The sequence below is a fragment of the Hyunsoonleella pacifica genome, from assembly GCF_004310335.1.
In the GTDB taxonomy this organism is placed as follows: Bacteria; Bacteroidota; Bacteroidia; order Flavobacteriales; family Flavobacteriaceae; genus Jejuia; species Jejuia pacifica.
Genome location: NZ_SIRS01000006.1, coordinates 180,748 through 203,407 on the forward strand (window position 1 = coordinate 180,748; position 22,660 = coordinate 203,407).

General features: G+C 32.0%; 22 protein-coding genes. 3 read left to right on the plus strand and 19 right to left on the minus strand.

Annotated features, from left to right (window positions below):
* Positions 1–5: 5 nt before the first annotated feature.
* The 3 genes from msrA to EYD46_RS15235 form a co-directional block, all read right to left on the minus strand.
* Complete coding sequence (gene msrA / locus EYD46_RS15225; protein WP_130938029.1) at positions 6–665, minus strand: peptide-methionine (S)-S-oxide reductase MsrA; 660 nt, start codon at positions 663–665, stop codon at positions 6–8.
* 168 nt (positions 666–833) lie between these two features.
* Positions 834–1,613 carry a zinc ribbon domain-containing protein gene (locus tag EYD46_RS15230; protein WP_130938030.1) on the minus strand — a complete coding sequence of 260 codons (780 nt, stop codon included), beginning with the start codon at positions 1,611–1,613 and terminating at the stop codon, positions 834–836.
* 3 nt (positions 1,614–1,616) lie between these two features.
* Entirely contained in the window at positions 1,617–2,711 is a 1,095-nt protein-coding gene (locus EYD46_RS15235) for a Nif3-like dinuclear metal center hexameric protein (RefSeq protein ID WP_130938031.1), read from the minus strand.
* A gap of 46 nt (positions 2,712–2,757) precedes the next feature.
* Here EYD46_RS15235 and lpxK point away from each other — a divergent pair, with 46 nt between their 5' ends.
* On the plus strand, positions 2,758–3,765 hold the full coding sequence (gene lpxK / locus EYD46_RS15240; RefSeq protein WP_130938032.1) for a tetraacyldisaccharide 4'-kinase: 1,008 nt from the start codon (positions 2,758–2,760) through the stop codon (positions 3,763–3,765).
* Here lpxK and EYD46_RS15245 read toward each other — a convergent pair.
* The 6 genes from EYD46_RS15245 to EYD46_RS15270 form a co-directional block, all read right to left on the minus strand.
* A complete protein-coding gene (locus EYD46_RS15245; protein WP_229731360.1) occupies positions 3,762–5,957 on the minus strand; it encodes a tetratricopeptide repeat-containing hybrid sensor histidine kinase/response regulator in 2,196 nt (731 codons plus the stop codon). The genes lpxK and EYD46_RS15245 overlap by 4 nt on opposite strands.
* A gap of 113 nt (positions 5,958–6,070) precedes the next feature.
* Positions 6,071–6,949, minus strand: coding sequence for a lipoyl synthase (gene lipA / locus EYD46_RS15250; RefSeq protein WP_130938034.1), 879 nt, complete (start codon positions 6,947–6,949; stop codon positions 6,071–6,073).
* 47 nt (positions 6,950–6,996) lie between these two features.
* Positions 6,997–8,241, minus strand: coding sequence for an NRAMP family divalent metal transporter (locus EYD46_RS15255; RefSeq protein ID WP_174719908.1), 1,245 nt, complete (start codon positions 8,239–8,241; stop codon positions 6,997–6,999).
* Complete coding sequence (locus tag EYD46_RS15260; protein WP_130938035.1) at positions 8,234–8,785, minus strand: RNA polymerase sigma factor; 552 nt, start codon at positions 8,783–8,785, stop codon at positions 8,234–8,236. Before EYD46_RS15260 ends, EYD46_RS15255 begins: the two co-directional genes overlap by 8 nt.
* Positions 8,776–9,891, minus strand: coding sequence for a glycosyltransferase (locus EYD46_RS15265; protein WP_130938036.1), 1,116 nt, complete (start codon positions 9,889–9,891; stop codon positions 8,776–8,778). The genes EYD46_RS15260 and EYD46_RS15265 overlap by 10 nt, the downstream gene beginning before the upstream one ends.
* 3 nt (positions 9,892–9,894) lie before the next feature.
* Positions 9,895–10,101, minus strand: coding sequence for a membrane or secreted protein (locus EYD46_RS15270; RefSeq protein ID WP_130938037.1), 207 nt, complete (start codon positions 10,099–10,101; stop codon positions 9,895–9,897).
* A 149-nt stretch (positions 10,102–10,250) separates the two neighbouring features.
* Between EYD46_RS15270 and aqpZ the strand changes: the two genes are divergently transcribed.
* A complete protein-coding gene (aqpZ, locus tag EYD46_RS15275) occupies positions 10,251–10,937 on the plus strand; it encodes an aquaporin Z (protein ID WP_174719909.1) in 687 nt (228 codons plus the stop codon).
* Between the two features lie 94 nt (positions 10,938–11,031).
* Here the strand turns inward: aqpZ and EYD46_RS15280 are convergent, their stop codons facing one another.
* The 5 genes from EYD46_RS15280 to EYD46_RS15300 all read right to left on the minus strand — a co-directional run bounded on the left by EYD46_RS15280 (position 11,032) and on the right by EYD46_RS15300 (position 15,293).
* On the minus strand, positions 11,032–11,820 hold the full coding sequence (locus tag EYD46_RS15280; RefSeq protein WP_130938039.1) for an anti-sigma factor: 789 nt from the start codon (positions 11,818–11,820) through the stop codon (positions 11,032–11,034).
* 12 nt (positions 11,821–11,832) lie between these two features.
* Positions 11,833–12,363, minus strand: a complete 531-nt coding sequence (locus EYD46_RS15285; protein ID WP_130938040.1) for an RNA polymerase sigma factor — start codon at positions 12,361–12,363, stop codon at positions 11,833–11,835.
* A gap of 69 nt (positions 12,364–12,432) precedes the next feature.
* The gene (murB, locus tag EYD46_RS15290; RefSeq protein ID WP_130938041.1) at positions 12,433–13,446 is read right to left on the minus strand and encodes a UDP-N-acetylmuramate dehydrogenase; all 1,014 of its coding nucleotides are present in this window, start codon (positions 13,444–13,446) and stop codon (positions 12,433–12,435) included.
* The gene (locus EYD46_RS15295) at positions 13,446–14,636 is read right to left on the minus strand and encodes a pyridoxal phosphate-dependent aminotransferase (protein ID WP_130938042.1); all 1,191 of its coding nucleotides are present in this window, start codon (positions 14,634–14,636) and stop codon (positions 13,446–13,448) included. The genes murB and EYD46_RS15295 overlap by 1 nt, the downstream gene beginning before the upstream one ends.
* 231 nt (positions 14,637–14,867) lie before the next feature.
* Complete coding sequence (locus EYD46_RS15300) at positions 14,868–15,293, minus strand: DUF1573 domain-containing protein (RefSeq protein ID WP_130938043.1); 426 nt, start codon at positions 15,291–15,293, stop codon at positions 14,868–14,870.
* Between the two features lie 175 nt (positions 15,294–15,468).
* Here EYD46_RS15300 and EYD46_RS15305 point away from each other — a divergent pair, with 175 nt between their 5' ends.
* Complete coding sequence (locus EYD46_RS15305) at positions 15,469–18,105, plus strand: valine--tRNA ligase (RefSeq protein WP_130938044.1); 2,637 nt, start codon at positions 15,469–15,471, stop codon at positions 18,103–18,105.
* A gap of 169 nt (positions 18,106–18,274) precedes the next feature.
* Here the strand turns inward: EYD46_RS15305 and EYD46_RS15310 are convergent, their stop codons facing one another.
* The 5 genes from EYD46_RS15310 to ftsH all read right to left on the minus strand — a co-directional run bounded on the left by EYD46_RS15310 (position 18,275) and on the right by ftsH (position 22,655).
* Positions 18,275–18,541: an acyl-CoA-binding protein gene (locus EYD46_RS15310; protein ID WP_130938045.1), complete on the minus strand. Its 267-nt coding sequence runs from the start codon at positions 18,539–18,541 to the stop codon at positions 18,275–18,277.
* On the minus strand, positions 18,541–19,191 hold the full coding sequence (locus EYD46_RS15315) for a phosphatidylserine decarboxylase family protein (RefSeq protein WP_130938046.1): 651 nt from the start codon (positions 19,189–19,191) through the stop codon (positions 18,541–18,543). The genes EYD46_RS15310 and EYD46_RS15315 overlap by 1 nt, the downstream gene beginning before the upstream one ends.
* Positions 19,181–19,999, minus strand: a complete 819-nt coding sequence (locus EYD46_RS15320) for a phosphatidate cytidylyltransferase (RefSeq protein ID WP_130938047.1) — start codon at positions 19,997–19,999, stop codon at positions 19,181–19,183. Before EYD46_RS15320 ends, EYD46_RS15315 begins: the two co-directional genes overlap by 11 nt.
* A 19-nt stretch (positions 20,000–20,018) precedes the next feature.
* Entirely contained in the window at positions 20,019–20,627 is a 609-nt protein-coding gene (locus EYD46_RS15325; protein WP_130938048.1) for an LUD domain-containing protein, read from the minus strand.
* Positions 20,628–20,696: 69 nt separating this feature from the next.
* The gene (gene ftsH, locus EYD46_RS15330) at positions 20,697–22,655 is read right to left on the minus strand and encodes an ATP-dependent zinc metalloprotease FtsH (protein WP_130938049.1); all 1,959 of its coding nucleotides are present in this window, start codon (positions 22,653–22,655) and stop codon (positions 20,697–20,699) included.
* Between the last annotated feature and the right edge of the window lie 5 nt (positions 22,656–22,660).

Consider the following 22,660-nt stretch of genomic DNA (forward strand, 5'->3'; position numbering starts at 1 on the left):
CTATATTAATGTTTTTCCTTTAATAACGCTTTAGGAAAATTAGCCTGAAACCGTTTTAATCTTGGAATAGATACATTACGAATGTAACTATTATTAGGATGAAGCCTTTCGTAATTTTGATGGTAGTCTTCTCCAATCCAAAATTTTTGAAAAGGATATACTTCGGCTGCAATTTTAGCATCTAATTTTTTAGCAAGTGCCTCTTTTTTTTCTAAAATTATTTTCTTTTGTGAGTCATTTTGATAAAAAATAATAGAGCGGTATTGAGAACCTCTATCTGGTCCTTGTCCGTTAACCTGTGTAGGGTTTTGTGATGCAAAATAAGCATCAACTAGCGTTGCAAAACTAACTACTTTAGGATCGTAAATAACCTCTACAGCTTCAGCATGTCCTGTACTTCCCGTGTTACTAGCAGCATAAGTTGGGTTGTCTGTATGGCCTCCAGAATAACCATTTATTACTTCATCAACCCCTTTTATACTTTCGTAAACAGCTTCTACACACCAAAAACAACCACTAGCAAAATATGCTTTTGCTTTTCCGTTTTCAAGAGGTAATTCAATGGGTTTAGCATTTATAACAGCTTCTTGTTTTTTGTTAGTTTGTGCTGTGTTTTGACAACTAAAAGTAAGTGTAATAATTAAAAGGATGATGTAATTTTTCATTGTATTTCTTTTTCTAATAGACGTATAAAAATAGGAAACCTTATATAGTAAAATGTAAAATTTATTATAAATGCTCATTTTGCCTAAAAATTGAACTTAACTTTCCCAATAAGAAATAAAAAAAGCCTTCAGGAAACTGAAGGCTCTTAAATATTTTTTGACATTAGTTTACAGTTTTGCAAACATTTTTTCCATTTTAGCCTTTTGTTCTTCTGCTAAAACGGCATCTACTAAAATTCTTCCACTGTGCTCATCGGTAATTACCTTAGTGCGTGATGCAATTTCCACCTGTACTTGAGGGGGAATAGTAAAGAAAGAACCTCCAGAAGCACCTCTTTCAATAGGTACAACGGCTAATCCATTTTTTACATTTTTACGAATTCTATCATAAGCAGCAACCAAACGATCTTCAATCTGAGTTTTGTATTCTTCAGACTTATCAAGTAGCGTTTGTTCTTCTTTTTCTGTTTCGGCTAATATAGCGTCTAGCTCTCCCTTTTTATGCTTTAAGTGAGTTTCACGTTCTTTAAGCTGATCTTTAGTTGTAGCTATTACTTCTTTCTTTTGCTCAATTTGAGCTTTGAATTCTTTAATATGCTTTTCAGCTAATTGAATTTCTAATTCTTGAAATTCAACTTCTTTAGAAAGAGAGTTAAATTCTCTATTATTTCTAACATTTTTTTGTTGTTCGCCGTATTTTTTGATAAGTGCTTTAGATTCTTCGATTAAGTTTTTTCTTGAAGAAATATCATTATCAATTGTAGCAAGGTCGTTTACTAATTTTTCTAATCTGATGTTTAATCCAGCAACTTCATCTTCTAAATCTCTTACTTCTAAAGGTAACTCCCCTCTAACATTTCTTATTTCGTCAATACGAGAATCTATAAGTTGTAAATCGTAAAGCGCTCTTAAACGCTCTTCTACACTAACTTCTTTCTTTTTAGCCATACTTTAAAAATACTTAACAGGATTTGTATTTGTGTTTGATAAAATGATTGCAAAATTAGTAATTTTTTTTGTAAGATACTCTACTAAAAGTGTTTTTGTGAATTGTTCGCTTTCGTAATGTCCAATGTCTGCCAGAAGAATGGTGTTTTCAGCAGAGAAAAAGTCGTGATATTTTAAATCTGCAGTTACAAATGCATCTGCACCATTAGCTTTGGCGGCACTAATAGCAAAACTTCCTGATCCTCCTAAAACAGCTACTTTTTTAATGTTTTTGTTTAAAAATGTAGAATGTCGGATGCAGCCTGTGTACATTTTAGTTTTAAGATGATTGAGAAAATCAGCTTCGGAAAGCGGAGTGGTTAATTCGCCAATCATACCCATACCAATATGTTGGTTTTTGTTTTCAATGGTAATAATTTCATATGCTACTTCTTCATAAGAATGTGTATTGAAAAGTGTTTTTAGAATTTTAGCTTCTAGGTGTTTAGCAAATGTTACCGTAACTTTAGTTTCTAATTCTACATGAACTTCATTTTTATTACCAATAGTTGGAGATGATGTATCGTTCCCTTTAAATGTACCATAACCTTCAGTATTAAAACTGCAGTTGTCATAATTTCCAATACTCCCTGCACCAGCATTAAAAAGAGCAGTTCTTAATTTTTCAGCTTCATTTTTGGGAACATAAGTTGTTAGTTTTTTTATGGTACCATTTTGTGGTATTAATATATTTTTGTTTTTTAATTCGAGTTGATTACATATCATATCATTTACACCTAGATAAGCATTATCTAATGCTGTATGCATACTGTAAATTGCTATATCGTGTTTAATAGCTTTCATTACCACACGTTCTACATAGGTTTTGCCATTTAGTTTTTTTAAACCTTTAAAAATAATAGGATGAAAGCTTACAATGAGGTTGCATTTTTTTAATATGGCTTCGTCAACAACACTTTCCAGAGTATCTAGAGTAACTAAAACACCTTTTAACTTTGCGTTTTTATCTCCAACTAAGAGACCTACATTATCAAAATCTTCGGCATAGGCTATAGGTGCGAGTGCTTCTAAATGATTTATAACATCTTGTACAATCATACGGTTTGTATTTAGTATCAAAGATAAAATAATTACATTCGTTGTTGTGAAGCTCCTAAGAAAAATATTGATTCCAATAGTTCCAGTATATTATCTGATAACTTGGTTACGTAATTTACTCTATGATTTTGGTGTTAAGACATCTGTGTTATTTCCTATTCCAGTAATTTGTGTGGGCAATTTAAGTACCGGTGGTACTGGAAAAACCCCTATGATTGAATATTTAATACAGCTTTTAAAAGATGATTATAAAATAGCTACTCTAAGTAGGGGGTATAAACGAAAAACTAAAGGGTTTCTATTAGCTAATGAACATGTAACTTCAGAAGATATAGGGGATGAACCATATCAATTCTATAGTAAATTTGGAAGTGAAACTCAAGTAGCGGTTGATAGTAATCGTGTTAATGGTATTACACAATTATTACAGAATACTAATACTCCTGAGGTCGTTCTTTTAGATGATGCGTTTCAGCATAGAAAAGTAAAAGCCGGATTTAATATTTTATTAACTACATATCAAAAACCATATTTTAAAGATATAGTGTTACCTACAGGAGATTTACGAGAACCTAAAAATGGAGCCAAGCGTGCCAATATCATTGTGGTTACAAAATGTCCTTCTGGTATCACAAAAAAAGAAAAATCTCTTTTTTTAAAACAGATTAATGCAAAGCATGAGCAGCATGTTTTTTTTAGCTCTATTTCTTATTCTGAAGAGATAGTATCCATAGCTTCTAAAATGAATTTAACAGATTTAGAAGATTTTTCACTGGTAACAGGAATTGCTAATGCAACGCCTTTGGTAAAATATTTAAAATCTAAAAACTTAAGTTTTGAACATTTAAATTTTAAAGATCATCATGAATTTTCAAAAGAGGATATTTCTAAATTTGAATCTAAAAAAATAATACTTACTACAGAGAAAGATTTTATGCGTTTAAGACAGTATAAGTCTTTAGAGGATAAACTATACTACTTACCAATAAAGGTTAAAGTAGAAGAAAATAATAAATTTGATAGTTTGGTAAAAGCCTTTGTTGCTAAATATTAAGCAGTAGCAGATTTTTTGTCAGACAAAGCATTGAATAATTTTTTCTCAAATTCTTCTTGCTTGAAAGGCTTTGGAATAATATCAGTAAAACCAGCCTCTTCAAACTCATGCATTTTATCTTCAATTGTGACAGCAGTAAGCGCAAAAATGGTTAATTCTTTATCAAATGTTCTAACAATTTTTGTAGCTTCAATACCACTTATACCTGGCATATGGATATCCATCAAAATGATATCATATTTGTTAGTCTTTATCATATCAACCGCGGATTCTCCATTATCTACGACATCACAGGCGAGCCCCATTTTGGTTAATATCTTTTTAGTAATCATTTGATTGATTTTGTTGTCTTCAACCACTAAAATTTTAACTAAACTTAAATCAATATTAGGTTTTGTATCAAGCTTTTCAATTTCTTTATTAGCTGATTTTTCTTTTGCTTCGTTATATTCTAAAGGAATTTCGAAGAAGAAAGTTGTACCTTTCCCTAATTCACTTTGTAAATAAATTTTACCTTTTAATATTTCTATTAATCCTTTTACAATAGAGAGACCTAATCCTGTACCACCATATTTGCGGTTAATTTGTATAGAGCCCTGAGAAAAACTTTCAAACATATTATCTTGTTTCTCTTTTGTGATACCTATTCCGTTATCTTCAACTTCAAATCTAAGATTATAAATATCTTTTTCTTGCTCTATTTTATATACTCTTATCCAAATATCTCCGTCTTTAGTAAACTTAATAGAATTACCTATTAAGTTTATAAGTATCTGAGAAATCTTTAATTGATCTGCCACAAAGTTCTCAGGTAAATCTTTATCGTATTCAAAATGGATGGTAATGTTATTATCTAATGCAGAATTGTTTAATGCTAAAATTATATTATTAATCTTCTTTTTAAGATTAAAAGGTTCTGACTCTACTTCAACTTTATTTGCTTCAATTTTATTAATTTGAAGAATGTCATTTATAAAAGTTAACAAATAATCTCCAGAGAATTTTAATGATTTTAGATGTTGAATTTGTTCTGGTTTTGGATTTTCATCAAGTAACATATTACTTAATCCTGTAACAGCGTAAAGCGGTGTTCTTAATTCATGAGTTACAGTGGATAAGAAATTTGCTTTTGTTTTAGAAGCCAATTCGGCTTTTTCTTTAGCAACAATAAGTTCGTTGTTTTTCTTGTGAAGCATATTGTTGGTCTTTAACCTAATATTATTATTCTTATAAAGAGAAAGTGTGAGTAATGAAAGAATTGTGATAAGAGCTACACTAAGAATTGAAATTAAAGTACTTAAATCATTTTTACTATTTGCTTCTTCTAGTTCAGCTTGTTGCTTTTTATTATTTTCAATTTGATCATTAATTAAAAACTTAATTCTTTTTTCAGGTGATAAATTTGATCTTTTTACTGCTCTTAGAGAATCAGATAATTTTATGTGATCTTTAAGATAGTTAGTTGATAACTCAAAGTTTTTTGTACTCTCATAAATATTACTCAATACTAAAAGACCTTTATTTTGAATAGATTTAAAACCATTAGATTTTGCTATTTGTAAGCCTTCTTTAGTAAAATCTAAAGCTTTTTGATGCTCATTGAGAATATTATGTATTTTTCCATGATTAACTAATGCATTACTTAAAGTATTATTTAGTTCTTCTTTTCTGGCAAGAGCTACTGCTTGTTCTGTGAGTTCTCTAGCTTTTCTATAATTTTTAAGCTCTAAATAAGCATTACCTTCGGCCAATAAAATTTCTGCAAGTTCAGTATCCATTTCCTCTTCTTGAAACTTAGATCTAGCAGCTCTGTAAGAATCTAATGCTTGGTATATATTATTTTTGGCCATGTAAACATCACCAAAAGTTTTATACGAACGACCAAGGTTTTTATTATCATTTATAATACGTTGCATTTCAATAGCAGAGGTAAGTGCTTTTATGGCAACATCTTCTTCCTCAATAATTAAATGTAGTTTACCTTTTATATATTGAATTAATCCAATGCTTTTTTTGTTGTCTGAATTTTGAGCAAGTTCTAAAGCCTCATCAAGTGTTTTTTGAGCTTCAAAATAATTGAAGCTTTCAATATCTTTTTGAGATTGTTCTATACGGTAGTTTATATTATTTTGAATAATTTCAGGATCCTTCTCAATAGTATTTTGAGAGAATAAACTGATTGATAATGACATCAAAACAATAAATATGTACTGTTTTATTTGGGACATTTTAAATTCAATAGGTCGACAAATATAAATATTTATTCGACAAAATACATATTTTTATCGATAAATCGCATATTTATTTAATTTATATGCTTTTGCGCTTTATATGATGAACGTACCAAAGCACTACTTTCAACGTGTTTAAAACCTAAATCAAGCCCAATTTGCTTATACTCATCAAACTCATCAGGATTAACAAAACGTTTTACAGGGAGGTGTTTTTTACTTGGTTGTAAATACTGACCAATAGTAACAACATCAACATCGTTCTTCTTTAAGTCATGAAGTGTTTCTATTACTTCTTCTTTGGTTTCACCTAAGCCAAGCATTATTCCAGATTTAGTTCTTCTCTGTCCTTGCTGCTTCAAGTATTTTAGCACGCCCATACTTCTATCATATTTAGCTTGTATGCGTACTTCACGTGTTAACCTTCTCACAGTTTCTATATTATGAGAGACTACTTCTGGTGCTACATTAATAATACGATCAATATGTCTTTCTATACCTTGAAAATCGGGAATTAGAGTTTCTAGAGTTGTTTCAGGATTCATTCTTCTAACAGCATTAACGGTTTCAGCCCACATAATGCTTCCCATGTCCTTTAAATCATCTCTATCAACACTAGTAAGTACAGCATGTTTTATGTTCATTATCTTTATGGAACGGGCTACTTTTTCAGGTTCATCCCAATCCACTGTTTCTGGTCTACCAGTTTTCACACCACAAAAACCACAAGAGCGTGTACAAATATTACCTAGTATCATAAAGGTAGCCGTACCTTCTCCCCAGCATTCACCCATATTAGGGCAGCTTCCTGAGGTGCAAATGGTATTCAATTTATATTTATCTACTAATCCTCTTAACTCGGTATACTTCTTTCCAGTAGGTAGCTTAACGCGTAACCATTTTGGTTTTGCTTGTCGCTCAGGTAATACGTTAGAAATTATTTCCTTTTCCATAAAACAAATTGAAGTACAAAGATACGAAGTATTCTATTAAATCTTCTTTATAAAGTAGTAAGGTACCATATACTAAATCCTATTAAAAAAAGAATTCCCAACCAGCTTAAAACGTGTAGTATTATTGAGGGTCTCCATTCTTTAGGTGTGTGTGTTCCTGAAATTAGTATGTAATTAATGATGGCATAGAATGGTGCAGTGATAAAGGATAGTATAGTGGCGATTTTAATAAGTAACCCCATTTCAGAAGCTAAAAACAAGAATATGTATATCGTACCCATTGAAAGTAAAATAATCCAAAATAAATAGCCATTTTTAAAACTCTTATTAACAAGTAATTCGGAAGTTCTGTCCATAGAACGGGGAGACGCATCAAGTGTAGTAAGTGTAGTGCTAAACATAGTTGTAAATGCAGCTACTCCTATAACTATATATGCCCAATTACCAAGACTAGTTGTATACATATCTATAAGTTGACCAGCAAAAATACCGGCAGATCCACTAAAGGTTTCTCCACTACTAAACATTACTAATGCACCTAGAAGTACAAAACCAATACCTAATATGATGGTGCCAATATAACCTACATTAAAATCGAAAAGAGCACCCTTGGTAGAAAATTCAGTTTGATTTTTCTTTTTTTCTAACGTCCAAAGTGAATGCCATACAGATATGTCAAGAGGTCCTGGCATCCAGCCCATAAAGGCTATTAAAAAAGCAATTTCAATACTGTTTTCTGGTAAAACTTGCGCTATTGAAAGAGCCGATGTATTGTTGAGAAACGCCATTATTACAGCTAGAATAGTACTAACTGATAATGTTACTATTATAACTTTTATGAGATTATCCAGTAGTTTATATTTACCTAAGAGTAATAAACAAATACAAATGCCCAATATTATAACAGACCAAATCTGCACGCTATTGATGGTAATTGGTCCAATTTCAAGAGGGTTGAATTCGTAAAATAAAGACGATGCTATACCTGCAGTAACAATAGTAACTGCCATTTGTATAACAAACATTGTACCTAAGGTAAGTATGTAGTAGGCTACTAAAGTACCTTTGCCTAATTTTTTATAACCATCTAGAAGACTTTCGTTGGTTGCAGCTGCATATCTGGGACCATATTGAAAGAATGGGTATTTAAAGAGTGTTACCAAAATTAGTGCCCAGATTAAGCCTAAACCAAAATCTGCCCCAGCTCTTGTAGATTGTACCAAATGCGATACACCAATAGCTGCACCAGCAAATAATAAACCTGGGCCTAGGTTTTTTAGTTTTTTAATCATTTTTATTAGTAATTACCTCTGCAAGTAATTTTTTAGCTCTTAAAAGTTTAACCTTTACATTGTTTATAGGTTCATCTAATTCCTTAGAAATTTCTTTATAGCTTAACTCTTGAAAATATCTTAAATTAATTACTTTTTGATAATGCGGTTTTAGCTTTTTTATATCTCTAAGTAGATTTGCTAAATTTTGTTCTGTAATAAGTTTATCTTCAACAGTAGGAGATTCATCTAAAATTTGGTAAGCTTTACTATCGTCTTTTGAAATAACATGCTCTATTGAGTTTTTTTCCTTTCGGACTAAATCTATATGAATGTTTTTAGAGATAGTAATTAACCATGTTTTAAATTTGTATTTTGCATTAAAAGTGTCTATTCTATCAAAGGCACGAGAGAATGTTTGTATGGTAATGTCTTCAGCATCATTTTCATTCTGCACACGTTTTAACTGAAAACCATAAACGCTATCCCAATATAAATCCAATAAAAAATTAAAGGCCTTTTGGTCGTTGTTCTTGGCACGAGAGATAGCTTCGTCTATTTCCAATAGTTTGGTTTTGAGATAATATTATTTATAAAGATAGCTAATTGAGCAATAATTAAAAAGATTTCCAAAAATGGAGAGAGTAAAATTAGATCTTTTTCACGAAGCTTTTTTGCAGAAAAGCCGTACGTGGCTATAATAACGATTATTCTTGTTAAAACTAAAGCACCAACTAAGATAGGTAAATGCCAAAATGCTAAAAGTGTAATTGATAATATCCAAAATAACAGACAAGATATGTAAAGCAAGCCTAAAGTAATTTTGTGATTTAACTTATAGTGTTTAGCGGTTGAAACGTGTCTTCTTTTCTGTTTAAACCAAGTTTTTAAAGAGGTTTTTGGTTTGGATGTGGTAAAACTATTAGCAGTTACGCAAATACTTGTGTTATCTGATGTAGCAGCTTCATTAACGAATAAATCGTCATCACCAGAACGAATACGCATATGTTTCATAAAACCATTTACCTCAAAAAATTGTCTTTTAGTATATGCCAAGTTTCTGCCTACTCCCATATACGGCATTCCCAGTTTAGCAAAAGATAGATAGCACATTGCAGCGTGTAAAGTTTCAAATCTAATAAGCTTATTAATAAGGGAGTTTTTAACTTTTGAATAAGCACCGTAACCTAATACAATGGAGGTTTGGGAATTAAAGTTTGAGACCATATCTTTAATCCAGTATTTAGACAATGGTTTACAATCAGCATCTGTAAATAGTAATACGTTATGTTTTGCTGCTTTTATGCCTAAGGTTAAAGGGTATTTTTTGTTCCCCCAAAACGTTTCAACGGGTTCTACATCAACAATTTTAATGTTTTGATGTGCTTCAGAAAAGGTTTTCATAACCTCTAAAGTATTATCCTTTGAAGCATCATTAATTAAGACAATCTCAAAATCTTCATATTCTTGTTCTATAATATAAGGTAAAAAAGAGCTAAGATTATCTGCTTCGTTTTTAGCACAAATAATTACAGAAACTGAAGTTTTTGAAGTGTTTGTTACATTTTTTGATTTGCTAAAAGCAAATTTTCCAAAGATGTGTAAAAAGAAAAAAACTTGAATTAAGACAACTATAATAAGAGCATAGAGAGCAATATCAAGTATAATCATCAACTATTTTGAATGTTGTGGTTCGTTACATTCGCTAAATTGATCTGGAGTTTTTCCACAAAAACCACAAGCTTCTCCTTCGCTATTTAGCATAGGATTTTGACTAGCACAGGTACCAGCAAATTTTCCGTCTTTTTTTGCCCATATTTTAATGGCGATTCCTGCAATACCAAGACCTAACAACACTAAAGTAATCAAAAGAAGTTTCATGTGAAAATTTTGAACAAAGATACAAGTTTTGAAAAAAACCACGATGCAATTCGGTTTTTAATTATGGATGTGTGACTTAGCTGTTTTTTAGGTGTCTCATTACTAATGAGATACATTTTTCATTACTAATCAATTAAACTATTTATATTATGAAAAAATTATTAGCTGAATTTTTTGGAACTTTTTGGCTGGTTTTTGGAGGTTGTGGTAGTGCTATTTATGCTGCTGCTTTTCCAGAAGTTGGTATTGGTCTTTTAGGGGTTTCATTGGCCTTTGGTTTAACTGTTTTAACTATGGCTTATGCAGTTGGTCACGTTTCTGGAGCACATTTTAATCCTGCTGTTTCTTTGGGTTTATGGGCTGCTGGAAAATTTGAAGGAAAACATTTGGTAGGTTATATTATCGCTCAACTTATTGGCGCTATTACTGCTGCGGGAGTATTATATCTTATCATTTCTGGTAAGTCTGATTTTACAGATATTGGAGGTTTTGCTGCAAATGGTTATGGGGAATTGTCTCCAGGTGGGTATAATATGATTTCAGTACTTGTTGCAGAATTTGTACTTACTTTATTTTTCTTGCTAATTATTTTAGGAAGTACTTATCCTAAGGCACCTAAAGGGTTTGCAGGAATTGCTATAGGTTTAGCACTAACTTTAATTCATTTAATAAGTATTCCAATTTCAAATACATCAGTAAATCCAGCAAGATCTACAAGCCAAGCCTTATTTGCAGGAGGAGATTTTACTACGCAATTATGGTTGTTTTGGTTAGCACCAATAGCAGGAGCTATTGTAGCAGGATTAATACATAAAGCATTTTTCAATAAGGAATAAAGAGAATAACCTTTAATAAGAGTTATTAATAGCAAGTAAAAAGCCTCTTCCGTTTTAGGAAAGAGGCTTTTTCAATATCATACTCTAATATATTTTACTGTAAGCTTATTTCTGCTACGGTGTTTTCTATAGATGCCACGGCGTTTCCTCCTTTTGGTTCTATTGTAATATTTAAGCTTTTTGCATTTTCAGTAAAGGGGATTCTTTTAAGCTGCCTATCTGCTTCACTTAAAATACCTAAACTAACCATTTTACCTTGTAAATCTGCCCAAATTTGGTAACATTGTTCTTCAGGTAGCTGCGGTAAAGAAACCACATCTATCATTGATGTTTTTTCCTTAGGGTTAATGTAAGCTACAGTTTTAAGATCTCTTGCGCGCTCATTACCTTGAATTATATATTTATAAGTTTCAGGGTCATTTAAACGCTTAAACTGTTCCATAATGGCATCAAGCTTTTTGTTATTTTCCTCAATATCACTTCTTAAATCAAAAATTTCTTCATCAACAATAAGTGTATCGCTTTGTAATTTTTGATTTTGATTGTAAAAATAAACAGAGGTAGCTGCAAATAGTATAGCAGTCACACTTGCCGCAATACTAAATTTATACCATTTCTTGTATTTGCCTTTTTGATTAAGAGTTACTACAGGAGCATCGTCAAGTTCTTCTAAAACAGAGTCTAAAATATGTTTAGGTGCTTCTATAGCATTACTTTTAGCAACAATTTCTAAGTTGTACTGTAGCGTGTTATAGGCATTTTGTACCTCAGGATATTTTGATATGTAGGTTTCAACTTGTTCCGTTTCGGCAACGGTTGTCTTTCCCATTAGATATTTATCTAAAAGACCAGAATTTAAAAAAGTAGTTATTTTCTCATTCATGACTTGGTTTTATTAAGGATTGTAAATCTTTTTTAATTCTCTCAATCCAATTTTTAATCTCGATTTTATAGTCCCCAACGGAATATCAAGCTCATCACTTGCTTCCTGTTGCGTCATTCCTTCAAAAAATAGTGCATTTATCACTATTTGATACTTTTCATCCAAGGTGCCTAAGTGTTTCTTTATATCTAGAACATCTTGGTTTAAAGCGTTCGTTGTAATTTTATATACGCTAGAATTATCAATTTGGACTTCTTTCTCTGTTTTATTTTTTAAAGATCTGGTTTTATCAATTGCTGTATTATACGCAATTCTATATAACCAAGTGAACAGTTTTGCTTTGGATGCGTCATATTTTTTAGCATAACGCCAAATTTTTACAAATGTTTCCTGCAATACATCCTGGGCCGTGTCTTCGTCTGTAATTACTTTTCTTATAACGCCATAAAGTGCATCAGCATAATTTTCATAGAGTAGAGATATAGCTCTTTTATCACTATTTTTTAATAAGTTAACTATTTCTCTTTCTATATTCGAAATCAATGTAAAGTTGGTTTATAAGTTGATTGTTAGTAAGTACTGATAAACGTCAAAGTTAGAAATTTATTTAAATTACAAGATATTTACTTCAGCTTCAATAGAAATATCAAACAGCTTTAAAACTGTTTTTTGAATTAATTTAGAAAGCTCTAAAATATCAGAGCCCTTGGCGCCACCATAATTTACAAGTACTAAAGCTTGGTTTTTGTGAACACCATAATTTCCAAAACGTTTACCTTTAAAACCTGATGTTTCTATAAGCCATCCCGCAGGAATCTTCACTTCATTTTCAGAAATAGGGTAGTTTGGTATATTTTTGAAATTTTTTTGAAGTTTTTCAAATTTCACTTTTGAAATTACTGGATTTTTAAAGAAACTTCCACTATTTCCAATATCATCAGGGTTTGGTAATTTACTTTGTCTAATGGCTATAACAGCTTTTGAAATACTTTGAATAGTAGGTGTTTTAATACCTTGAGCTTCCAATTCTGTAGTTATAGCACCATAATTCATATTTAATTCATGATGCTCTTTTGTTAATTTAAAAATAACAGAAGTGATCACATATTTACCTTTTACTTCATTCTTAAAAATAGAATTTCTATAGCCAAAATTACATTCGTCCTTAGTAAATGTGATGGTTTCTAAAGTATCAATATTAATGGCATCGCACGATACAAAAGCGTCTTTTAACTCTACGCCATAAGCTCCAATATTTTGTATAGGTGATGTCCCAACATTTCCAGGTATAAGCGATAAATTTTCTAAGCCGCCAAAATCGTGCTTTAAACACCAAAGCACAAACTCATGCCAGTTTTCGCCTGCATTTGCTTTAACATAAACATAGTTACTATCTTCTTTTTCAATAGATATACCTTTTAAATTTACATGAACTACTAATTTATCTTGATGTTGTGTTAATAACATATTACTACCACCACCTAAAATTAATTTATTGGGATAGTTTTTAAGTGATAAAACGTTTTTTAGCTCATCTAATTTTGATACAGATATAAAATGCGCTGCAGTTACATCTATACCAAAAGTATTGTATTTTTTTAAGGATATGTTTTGCTGCAGTTGCATTAATCTTGATAAACTTTTAAAGCCCCTTTTATAATATTAACAGCTTTAATTAAGTGTTGTTTATTAAGTACGTAGGCAATTCTGATTTGGTTTACTCCGATGCCTTTGGTAGAATAAAACCCTTCAGCTGGAGCTACCATAACAGTTTCATTATCAATACTAAAAGATTCTAAAAGCCACTGGGCAAATTTATCGGCATTTTTTATAGGAAGTTCGGCTATACAATAAAAAGCACCTTTAGGAACTGCTACTTTAACACCTTCAATTTTATTTAATTCAGAAATTAAAGTGTCTCTACGCGTTATGTATTCGTGTTTTACATCTTCAAAATAGCTGTGTGGAGTACTTAAAGCAGCTTCACTTGCTATTTGCGCATAAGTAGGAGGACTTAATCTAGCTTGTGCAAATTTTAAAACCGTATGCCTTATAGTTTCATTTCTGGTAACTAAACAACCAATTCTTGCACCGCACATGCTGTAACGCTTTGATACGCTATCAATCATAATAGTGTGGTCATTTAATCCCTCTAATTCTAAAATAGAGTAGTGAGAATTACCATCATAAGTAAATTCTCTGTATACTTCATCCGAGATTAAAAACAAGTCATGCGCTTTAACCAAAGCGGCAAGCTGTTCAATTTCTTCTTTTGAATATAGGTATCCTGTTGGGTTGCCAGGATTGCAAATCATTATAGCTTTAGTTCGAGAGGTAATCAGTTTTTCAAATTCAGATATTGGTGGAAGCGCAAAATTGTCTTCTATCTTAGAAATAATAGGCTTTACTTTTACGCTTGCTGCTGTTGCAAAAGCGATATAGTTAGCATAAAATGGTTCGCAAATAATAACTTCATCATCTGGATCCATAATGCTGCCAAAAATAAAAGCTATTGCTTCACTGGCTCCTGTGGTTACTATAATATCTTTATGTGAAACCTCTATATTATGATAGGCATAATAATCTGCAATTTTTTTTCTGTAGGTGTCAGAACCTTCAGAACGAGAATACGATAAAATTTGTACATTATTATCTTTAACAGCTTTTAGTGCTATCTCAGGAGTTTTTATATCCGGTTGTCCAATATTAAGATAGTATATAGATTTACCATCAGCTTCAGCTTGTTCAGCAAAAGGAACAAGCTTGCGTATCGGTGATTCGGGCATATCTCGCCCTTTTTTAGATATTGAAGGCATCTTTATTGCAATTAGTGCGCAAAGTTGCAAAAATTATCTTAAAAACCTAAGGTTAATTTACAAAGCGATTACAAAGAATTTCAACTTCTTATTTATGACTTAAAATGACTAAGGGAGAAGTCTCCATATCATGCTTTTTTAGTATCTGTACTTTTAAGTCAGTAAAATCGTTAAATAAAAAAACCTAGACAAGTTGATCTAGGTTTTTTACAATATTATAAGAAAGTAGAACTATTGTTCTGCCATACTTTTACTTTTCTTCTCTAAAACATTGTTTTTAGAAGGGTCTACAACTAAGCCTTTAATTTTTAGGGCTACAGTAGGTGTCTCAGCATTAGACATTACCGTAATGGTTTTTCTAATAGGATTCACTCTATTAGTATCATATTTTACTTCAATTTGTCCAGCTTTACCAGGCATTATTGGAGCATCTGGTTTTTTAGGAATAGTACATCCACAACTAGAACTTACTTTAGATATAATTAGAGGAGCATCTCCTGTATTTGTAAATTCAAAAATTCTTACACCATCAGCGCCTTTTTCAATAGTACCATAATCTATGGTAGTTTCTTTAAACTCAATTTTAGCAACTTTTTCTTGTGCATTGAGTGAAAAGCTAATTAACCCTACAAATAAAAGTGTAAATAAATGTTTCATCTTTTTCGTATTTATTGGTTATAATTTAATTCAAACATAGGTACTTTTTCTACAACGAGCAAAATTAATAGACGAATTACCGTAATCTTAACATTTAGCATTTTTCTATCAACCTTTCACAGATTAAGAAATATAAGTACTTTTGCACATTAAAAGTCAAAAACTGTTCCAAAGTATGCAAATCCCATCAAAATACGATGCTAGTAAGGTAGAAGAGAAGTGGTATGATTACTGGATGAAACATAATTATTTTCATTCTAAACCAGATGAAAGAGAGCCTTATACTATAGTAATTCCACCACCAAATGTTACTGGTGTGTTGCACATGGGGCATATGCTCAATAATACTATTCAAGATGTTTTGATTAGAAGAGCAAGGTTGCAAGGAAAGAATGCATGCTGGGTGCCTGGAACAGATCATGCTTCTATTGCTACAGAGGCCAAAGTTGTAACAAAGTTAAAGGAACAAGGTATTGATAAAAATGACTTGACAAGAAAGGAATTTTTAAAGCACGCATGGGAGTGGACGCATGAATATGGGGGTGTGATTTTAGAACAACTTAAAAAATTAGGCTGTTCTTGTGACTGGGATCGTACTAAGTTTACTATGGATGACGATATGTCAGAAGCAGTAATTAAAGTTTTTGTGGATTTGTACAAAAAAGGCTTGATTTATCGTGGTTATCGTATGGTAAATTGGGACCCTGAGGCAAAAACTACCTTGTCTGACGAAGAAGTAGAGTATATTGATAAACAGGGTAAATTATACCATGTAAATTACAAGATAGAAGGTTCAGATGAAGAACTCACTATAGCTACAACACGACCAGAAACCATTTTGGGAGATACAGCTATTTGTATCAATCCTAATGATGAACGTCACACACATTTAAAAGGTAAAAAAGCGATTGTGCCTATTTGCAATCGTGTTATTCCTATTATAGAAGATGAGTATGTAGATTTGGAATTTGGTACAGGATGTTTAAAAGTAACTCCTGCACATGACGAAAATGATAAGGTTTTAGGAGATAAGCATAATTTGGAAGTCATAGACATCTTTAATGAAGATGCTACATTAAACAGTTATGGGTTACATTACGAGGGGCAAGATCGTTTTGAAGTTAGAAAGGCTATTGTAAAAGAACTTGACAGTCTTGGTTTAATTTCTAAAATTGAAGATCATAACAACCGCGTTGGTATTTCAGAAAGAACGAAAGCTATTATAGAACCAAGATTATCAGATCAGTGGTTTTTAAAGATGGAAGAGTTGGTAAAACCAGCTATAAAGGCAGTTTTGGGAGAAAACAACGATATTCAATTATTTCCAAAGAAATTTGAGAATACTTACCGCCACTGGATGGAGAATATTCGCGATTGGAATATTTCTCGTCAGTTATTATGGGGACAACAAATTCCTGCATACTACTACGGCGATGGTAAAGAAGACTTTGTGGTAGCCGAAAACATTGAGAACGCTGTAAAGTTAGCACAAGAAAAAACATCAAACGTTGAGCTTAAAGCTTCAGATTTAACTCAAGAAACAGATGCACTAGATACTTGGTTTTCTTCGTGGTTATGGCCAATGTCAGTTTTTGACGGTATAAGAAATCCAGAAAATGAAGAGATAAAATATTATTATCCTACAAATGATTTAGTTACAGGGCCAGATATTTTATTCTTTTGGGTTGCACGTATGATTATTGCTGGATATGAGTACAAAAACGATAAGCCTTTTAAAAATGTGTATTTAACGGGTTTAGTACGTGATAAGCAACGCCGTAAAATGAGCAAATCTCTAGGGAATTCTCCTGATGCATTAAAATTAATAGAGGAATACGGAGCAGGAGGTGTGCGTGTTGGCTTGTTACTAAGTGCAGCTGCCGGTAATGATTTGATGTTTGACGAGGCGCTTTGTCAACAAGGAAAAGGACTAGGAAACAAAATTTGGAGTGCATTTTATCTAACCACTTTATGGGAGGTGTCAGAAACTATTGAACAACCACAATCTAGTAAAATAGCATTAGAGTGGTATGAAGCTAAGTTTCAAAAGGCTTTAACAGAAATTGAAGACCATTTTAGTAAATACCGTTTAAGTGATGCTATTATGGCTATTTACAAGCTAATTTATGACGATTTCTGTGGATGGTTATTAGAAATTGTAAAACCAGCATATCAACAACCAATAGATGCTAAAACTTACAATGCAGTTATTAGTCTACTAGAAGAGAACTTGAAGATTTTACATCCGTTTATGCCATTTATTACTGAAGAAATATGGCAGTTAATTTCTGAAAGAACACCAGAAGAAGCCTTAATAGTAGCTAAATGGCCTGAGTTGAAATCTACTAACGAAAGTTTAATTTCTGAATTCGATTTTGCTGCTGATGTAATTTCTGGGGTAAGAACTATTAGAAAAGAAAAGAATATTGCGTTTAAAGATGCGATTGCGTTTTCTGTAATAAATAACGAAAATGTAGCTGATACATTTGATGCTGTTATCAAGAAGTTGGGGAATTTGGAAAGTGTTGCTTATGTTTCTGAAGCTATTGATGGTGCTCTTACTTATCGTGTGAAATCCAATGAATATTTTATTCCAATGGCGGGCGCTATTGATGTTGAGGCTGAAATTAAAAAGTTAACAGACGAATTAAACTATACTGAAGGATTCTTAAAGTCTGTGCAGAAAAAATTATCTAACGAGCGTTTTGTAAATAATGCGCCAGAGCAAGTGGTGGCAAGCGAAAAGAAAAAGGAAGCTGATGCTTTAGCTAAGATTGAAACGTTAAAGGCTAGTTTGGCTAGTTTGGGGTAGGGTTTTTTATTTTCATTTCAATTAGAATACGCATCGTTTAATAAAACTTCTTATATCTAACATTAAATAAATATAGTTTAAGCATTAGAAAAAAAGTGAAAGGATATTTGAATTGGGTGTTCTTCAAATTGTAAATTATTTATAAAAAAGTACTTTCTAAAAAAACCAGTTATTCTCTGTATAGAAAATATTTGTCAACTAAATCTATATATCTTCTTTTAGCCTCTTCCTCAGTTAAGTTTTTTACTTGAAAAAGCGCATTGGTTTTAAAAGCATTTATAAGGGCTTCTCTGCTTCTTGGTCTGCCGTAATCGTTCGTAGCTTTTTTGTAGTAGGCATAGAGTTTTAAAAGTGTGTCTGCAGGAAACGGTTCTTTATGCGCATTCACTCTAGCAACCGCTTCTTCAAATTCTTTATCTAAATCTCCATTAGTCATTACACTTGGGCTATAACAGTTTCGCCTCCTCTTACTTTCTGATTTAATTCTACTTTTATATTAGTATCTAAGGGCAAAAATAAATCTACCCTAGATCCAAATTTTATAAATCCCGAATCTGCACCTTGGGTAGCATTATCGTCTACTTTTGCATAATTAACGATGCGTTTGGCAAGAGCTCCAGCTATTTGACGGTATAGAACTTTTCCATAAGTTTTATTTTCAACCACAACTGTTGTGCGCTCATTTTCCTCACTGGCTTTTGGGTGCCATGCTACTAAATATTTTCCTGGATGATATTTGCTAAAAACCACATTTCCACTTATTGGATACCTAGTTACATGAACATTTATAGGTGACATAAAAACACTTACTTGCAAGCGTTTTTCATTAAAAAATTCTTTTTCAAATACTTCTTCAATTACCACAACTTTCCCATCAACAGGAGATACTACTGTATCATCGTTTTGTTGCGTATGTCGTTTGGGGTTTCTAAAGAATTGCAGAATTAAAATTAAAAATATTAAGAGCGCAACTAAGATTAATGTGCGTAGCCAAAAGATAGAAATATAACTATCTGCCAACAAAAAGCAAGCAACTACAATTATAAGTGTTAAGAGAATTATTTTGTGACCTTCTTTATGAAACATAGTGTAAAATTCTTAAAAATAAATAAATAAATGGGGAAGCAAAAATGATACTGTCTAAACGATCGAGCAACCCTCCATGTCCTGGCATAATAGTGCCACTGTCTTTTACATTGGCTTGACGTTTAAATTTAGATTCTATTAAGTCGCCTAAGGTTCCAAAAACAGCTACTGTGATACTTAACATTAGCCAATTAGTAAAATTTAATGTACCAGTAAAGCTAGAGATAAAATAGCTAGTAATACAGGCAAAAAATAATCCACCTAAAAATCCTTCAACTGTTTTCTTAGGAGATATCTTTTCAAATAATTTTTGTCGTCCAAAATTTTTCCCAACTAAATAGGCAAAGGAGTCATTAATCCAAACTAAAATGAAACAGCCTAAGAGTATTTTTGGACTAAATACACTGGCTGTGAGCACTGCAAAAACAAAACCACTTGAAAGGTAAAATGTAGTAATAATAAAGCGTTTGGTTACAAAAAGTGGAATGGTTTTACGTGAAAATAAATCTTTAATTAAAAAAAGATTTACAAAAATTGTAATCACTATTAGTATTTGGATAGCTTCATCTAAACCAGTATTTGCATTTAGTACCATCTTCCAATATCCAAAAACGAGATATAAAATTATAAAAATAAAATAAGGAATGATACTATTTAGTTGAATCAATTTATTGAATTCATAAAGTGAAAGTATTCCAAATACAAAAAATAAAATTATGAATACATGAGGTGTGGTAAGTGTAAGCGCGATTATTAATACAGCAACATAAAGCAAACCAGATAGTGATCGCAATAACATGTCTTTCATTTTCTAAGTTTGCTTAAATTTATAAATCCTCTAGCAGCAGCAAATATAAGTTTTTTGCACTACTGCCATAACTTAAAAAATCTTTATCCTCTCCAGATTTAAAATGCTTAATGGTAGTTATGTTGGTTGGGATGTGTTGTCTGTTTTTAGATTTTATACCACGGAGCCCCTCACCAATATTATCAACTATTTGACTAGTGGTAGCAAATACAATGAGATTAAAAGGTAGTTCAGGAAGCTTTTTGGTAGCAATTTGGTTAGAACTAATTAATAAAGAACCATCAGTAGCAATTAGGTTTTCACAGGTTGTTAAAAAGTAAGTAGATTTACTAGACTTTTTAGTAGCATTGATATTACAAGATTTAAACTTTTCTAAGAGATTATCATCAATAACCAATGCAGATTTTTCCTCCCATTTATTTTCTTGAACTATATTCGAGTAGTTTAGAAAAACCTCATTTAAATCATCGCAATAAAGAAACTTACCGCCATTAGCCTTAAAATTTATAGTAAACTTTTCGTCTATTGGCAATTTGAGTTCGGGCATGTATTTACCACGGTCATCAGACTTTATTTCGTTTTCAGATTGTTTTGATTTTGATCCGAAAATTTTCTTAAAAAGATTCATTCAGGTGTTCGCTATTAACCTTTTTGAGTTGAGAGTTTTTCAAATATAAAAAATCTTAATGATAATGTGCTATTCTTCCGGTTTTTTATCTTCCTCATCAGCTTCTATAGTCTCTTTTTCGAAAGGACGTTTACCAAATATTTTTTCGAGATTATCTTTGAAAATTACTTCCTTCTCTAGAAGAACTTCAGCAAGTTCTGTTAGTTTATCTTTATTCTCTTCTAGAATTTTAATAGCACGCTTGTATTGTTCCTCAATAATATCTGATATTTCCTTATCAATTAACTCAGCTGTTGTTTCACTGTAAGGTTTTGTGAAACCATATTCGCTTTGTCCAGAAGAGTCGTAGTATGTTAAATTACCTATTTTATCGCTTAGTCCATAGATGGTAACCATAGCTCTTGCTTGTTTGGTAACTTTTTCTAAATCACTTAACGCACCAGTAGATATCTTATCAAAAATCACTTTTTCTGCAGCACGGCCTCCCATGGTAGCACACATTTCATCTAGCATCTGTTCAGGTCTAACAATAAGTCTTTCTTCTGGCAAATACCATGCAGCTCCTAGAGATCTTCCACGTGGTACTATAGTCACTTTTATTAATGGTGCAGCATGTTCTAGCATCCAGCTTACAACGGCATGTCCTGCCTCATGATATGCTACTGCTTGTTTTTCACTCTGTGTTATAATTTTGTTTTTCTTTTCTAAACCTCCAATAATTCTATCAACAGCATCTAAAAAGTCTTGTTTATCAACTGCTTTTTTACCATTTCTAGCAGCGATTAAAGCAGCTTCATTACACACGTTTGCTATATCAGCACCAGAAAAACCAGGAGTTTGCTTTGATAAGAAATCTGTATCTAAGTCTTTGGTTTTTTTCAAAGGTCTTAGGTGTACCTCAAAAATTTCCTTACGTTCTCTAACATCTGGTAAATCAACAAAAATTTGTCTATCAAAACGTCCTGCACGCATTAAGGCCTTATCTAAAATATCTGCTCTATTGGTTGCAGCCATTACAATTACATTTGTATTGGTGCCAAAACCGTCCATTTCCGTTAATAGCTGATTCAAAGTATTTTCACGTTCATCATTACTACCAGACATGGCATTTTTTCCACGAGCTCTACCTATAGCATCAATCTCGTCAATAAAAATAATAGATGGTGACTTTTCTTTTGCTTGTTTAAATAAATCTCTAACACGAGAAGCACCAACACCCACAAACATTTCAACAAAATCTGAACCTGATAATGAAAAGAAAGGTACTTTAGCCTCGCCAGCAACAGCTTTTGCAAGAAGGGTTTTTCCTGTTCCTGGAGGTCCCACAAGCAACGCACCTTTTGGGATTTTACCTCCAAGCGTTGTGTATTTTTCTGGGAATTTTAAAAAATCTACAATCTCTTGTACTTCTTCTTTTGCGCCTTCTAAACCAGCAACATCCTTAAATGAAGTTTTCACCTCTGTATTCTGATCAAAAAGCTTAGCTTTAGATTTTCCAATGTTAAAAATTTGACCACCAGCGCCACCACCAGCACCACCAGACATACGACGCATAATGAAAATCCAAACGCCAATAAGAAGTACAAATGGTAAAATTCCAATTAAAAAATCGGCTAGATGGTTTTCCTCGGTAACGTAAATAGGCTCTAAACCTAAACCTTCTTCCTCAATGATGGTATTAAGTTTATTTTGAAAAATCTCTAACTCTCCAAACTCAAATCTATAATTAGGAACACTAGCTGTAGATAAACTAAAGCTATTAGGTTTTGACTTTTTATGAACTTCTTTTCGAGATGCTTCTTTAGTCAAATAAACTTTTGCTAGTCTTCTGTTAACAATTTCAACCTTATCAACATCCCCATTTCTTACGAAATTAAAAAACTGAGTAGGGTTTGTAGAGTTTCCACTGTCTAGTCCACTATTATTAAACAGTGTGAATACTAAAAATAGGGATAGAATAATACCGTAAATCCAATACGGGCTAAATCTTGGTTTCTTATCTTTTGAATTTTTATTGTCTTTTGCCATCTTCT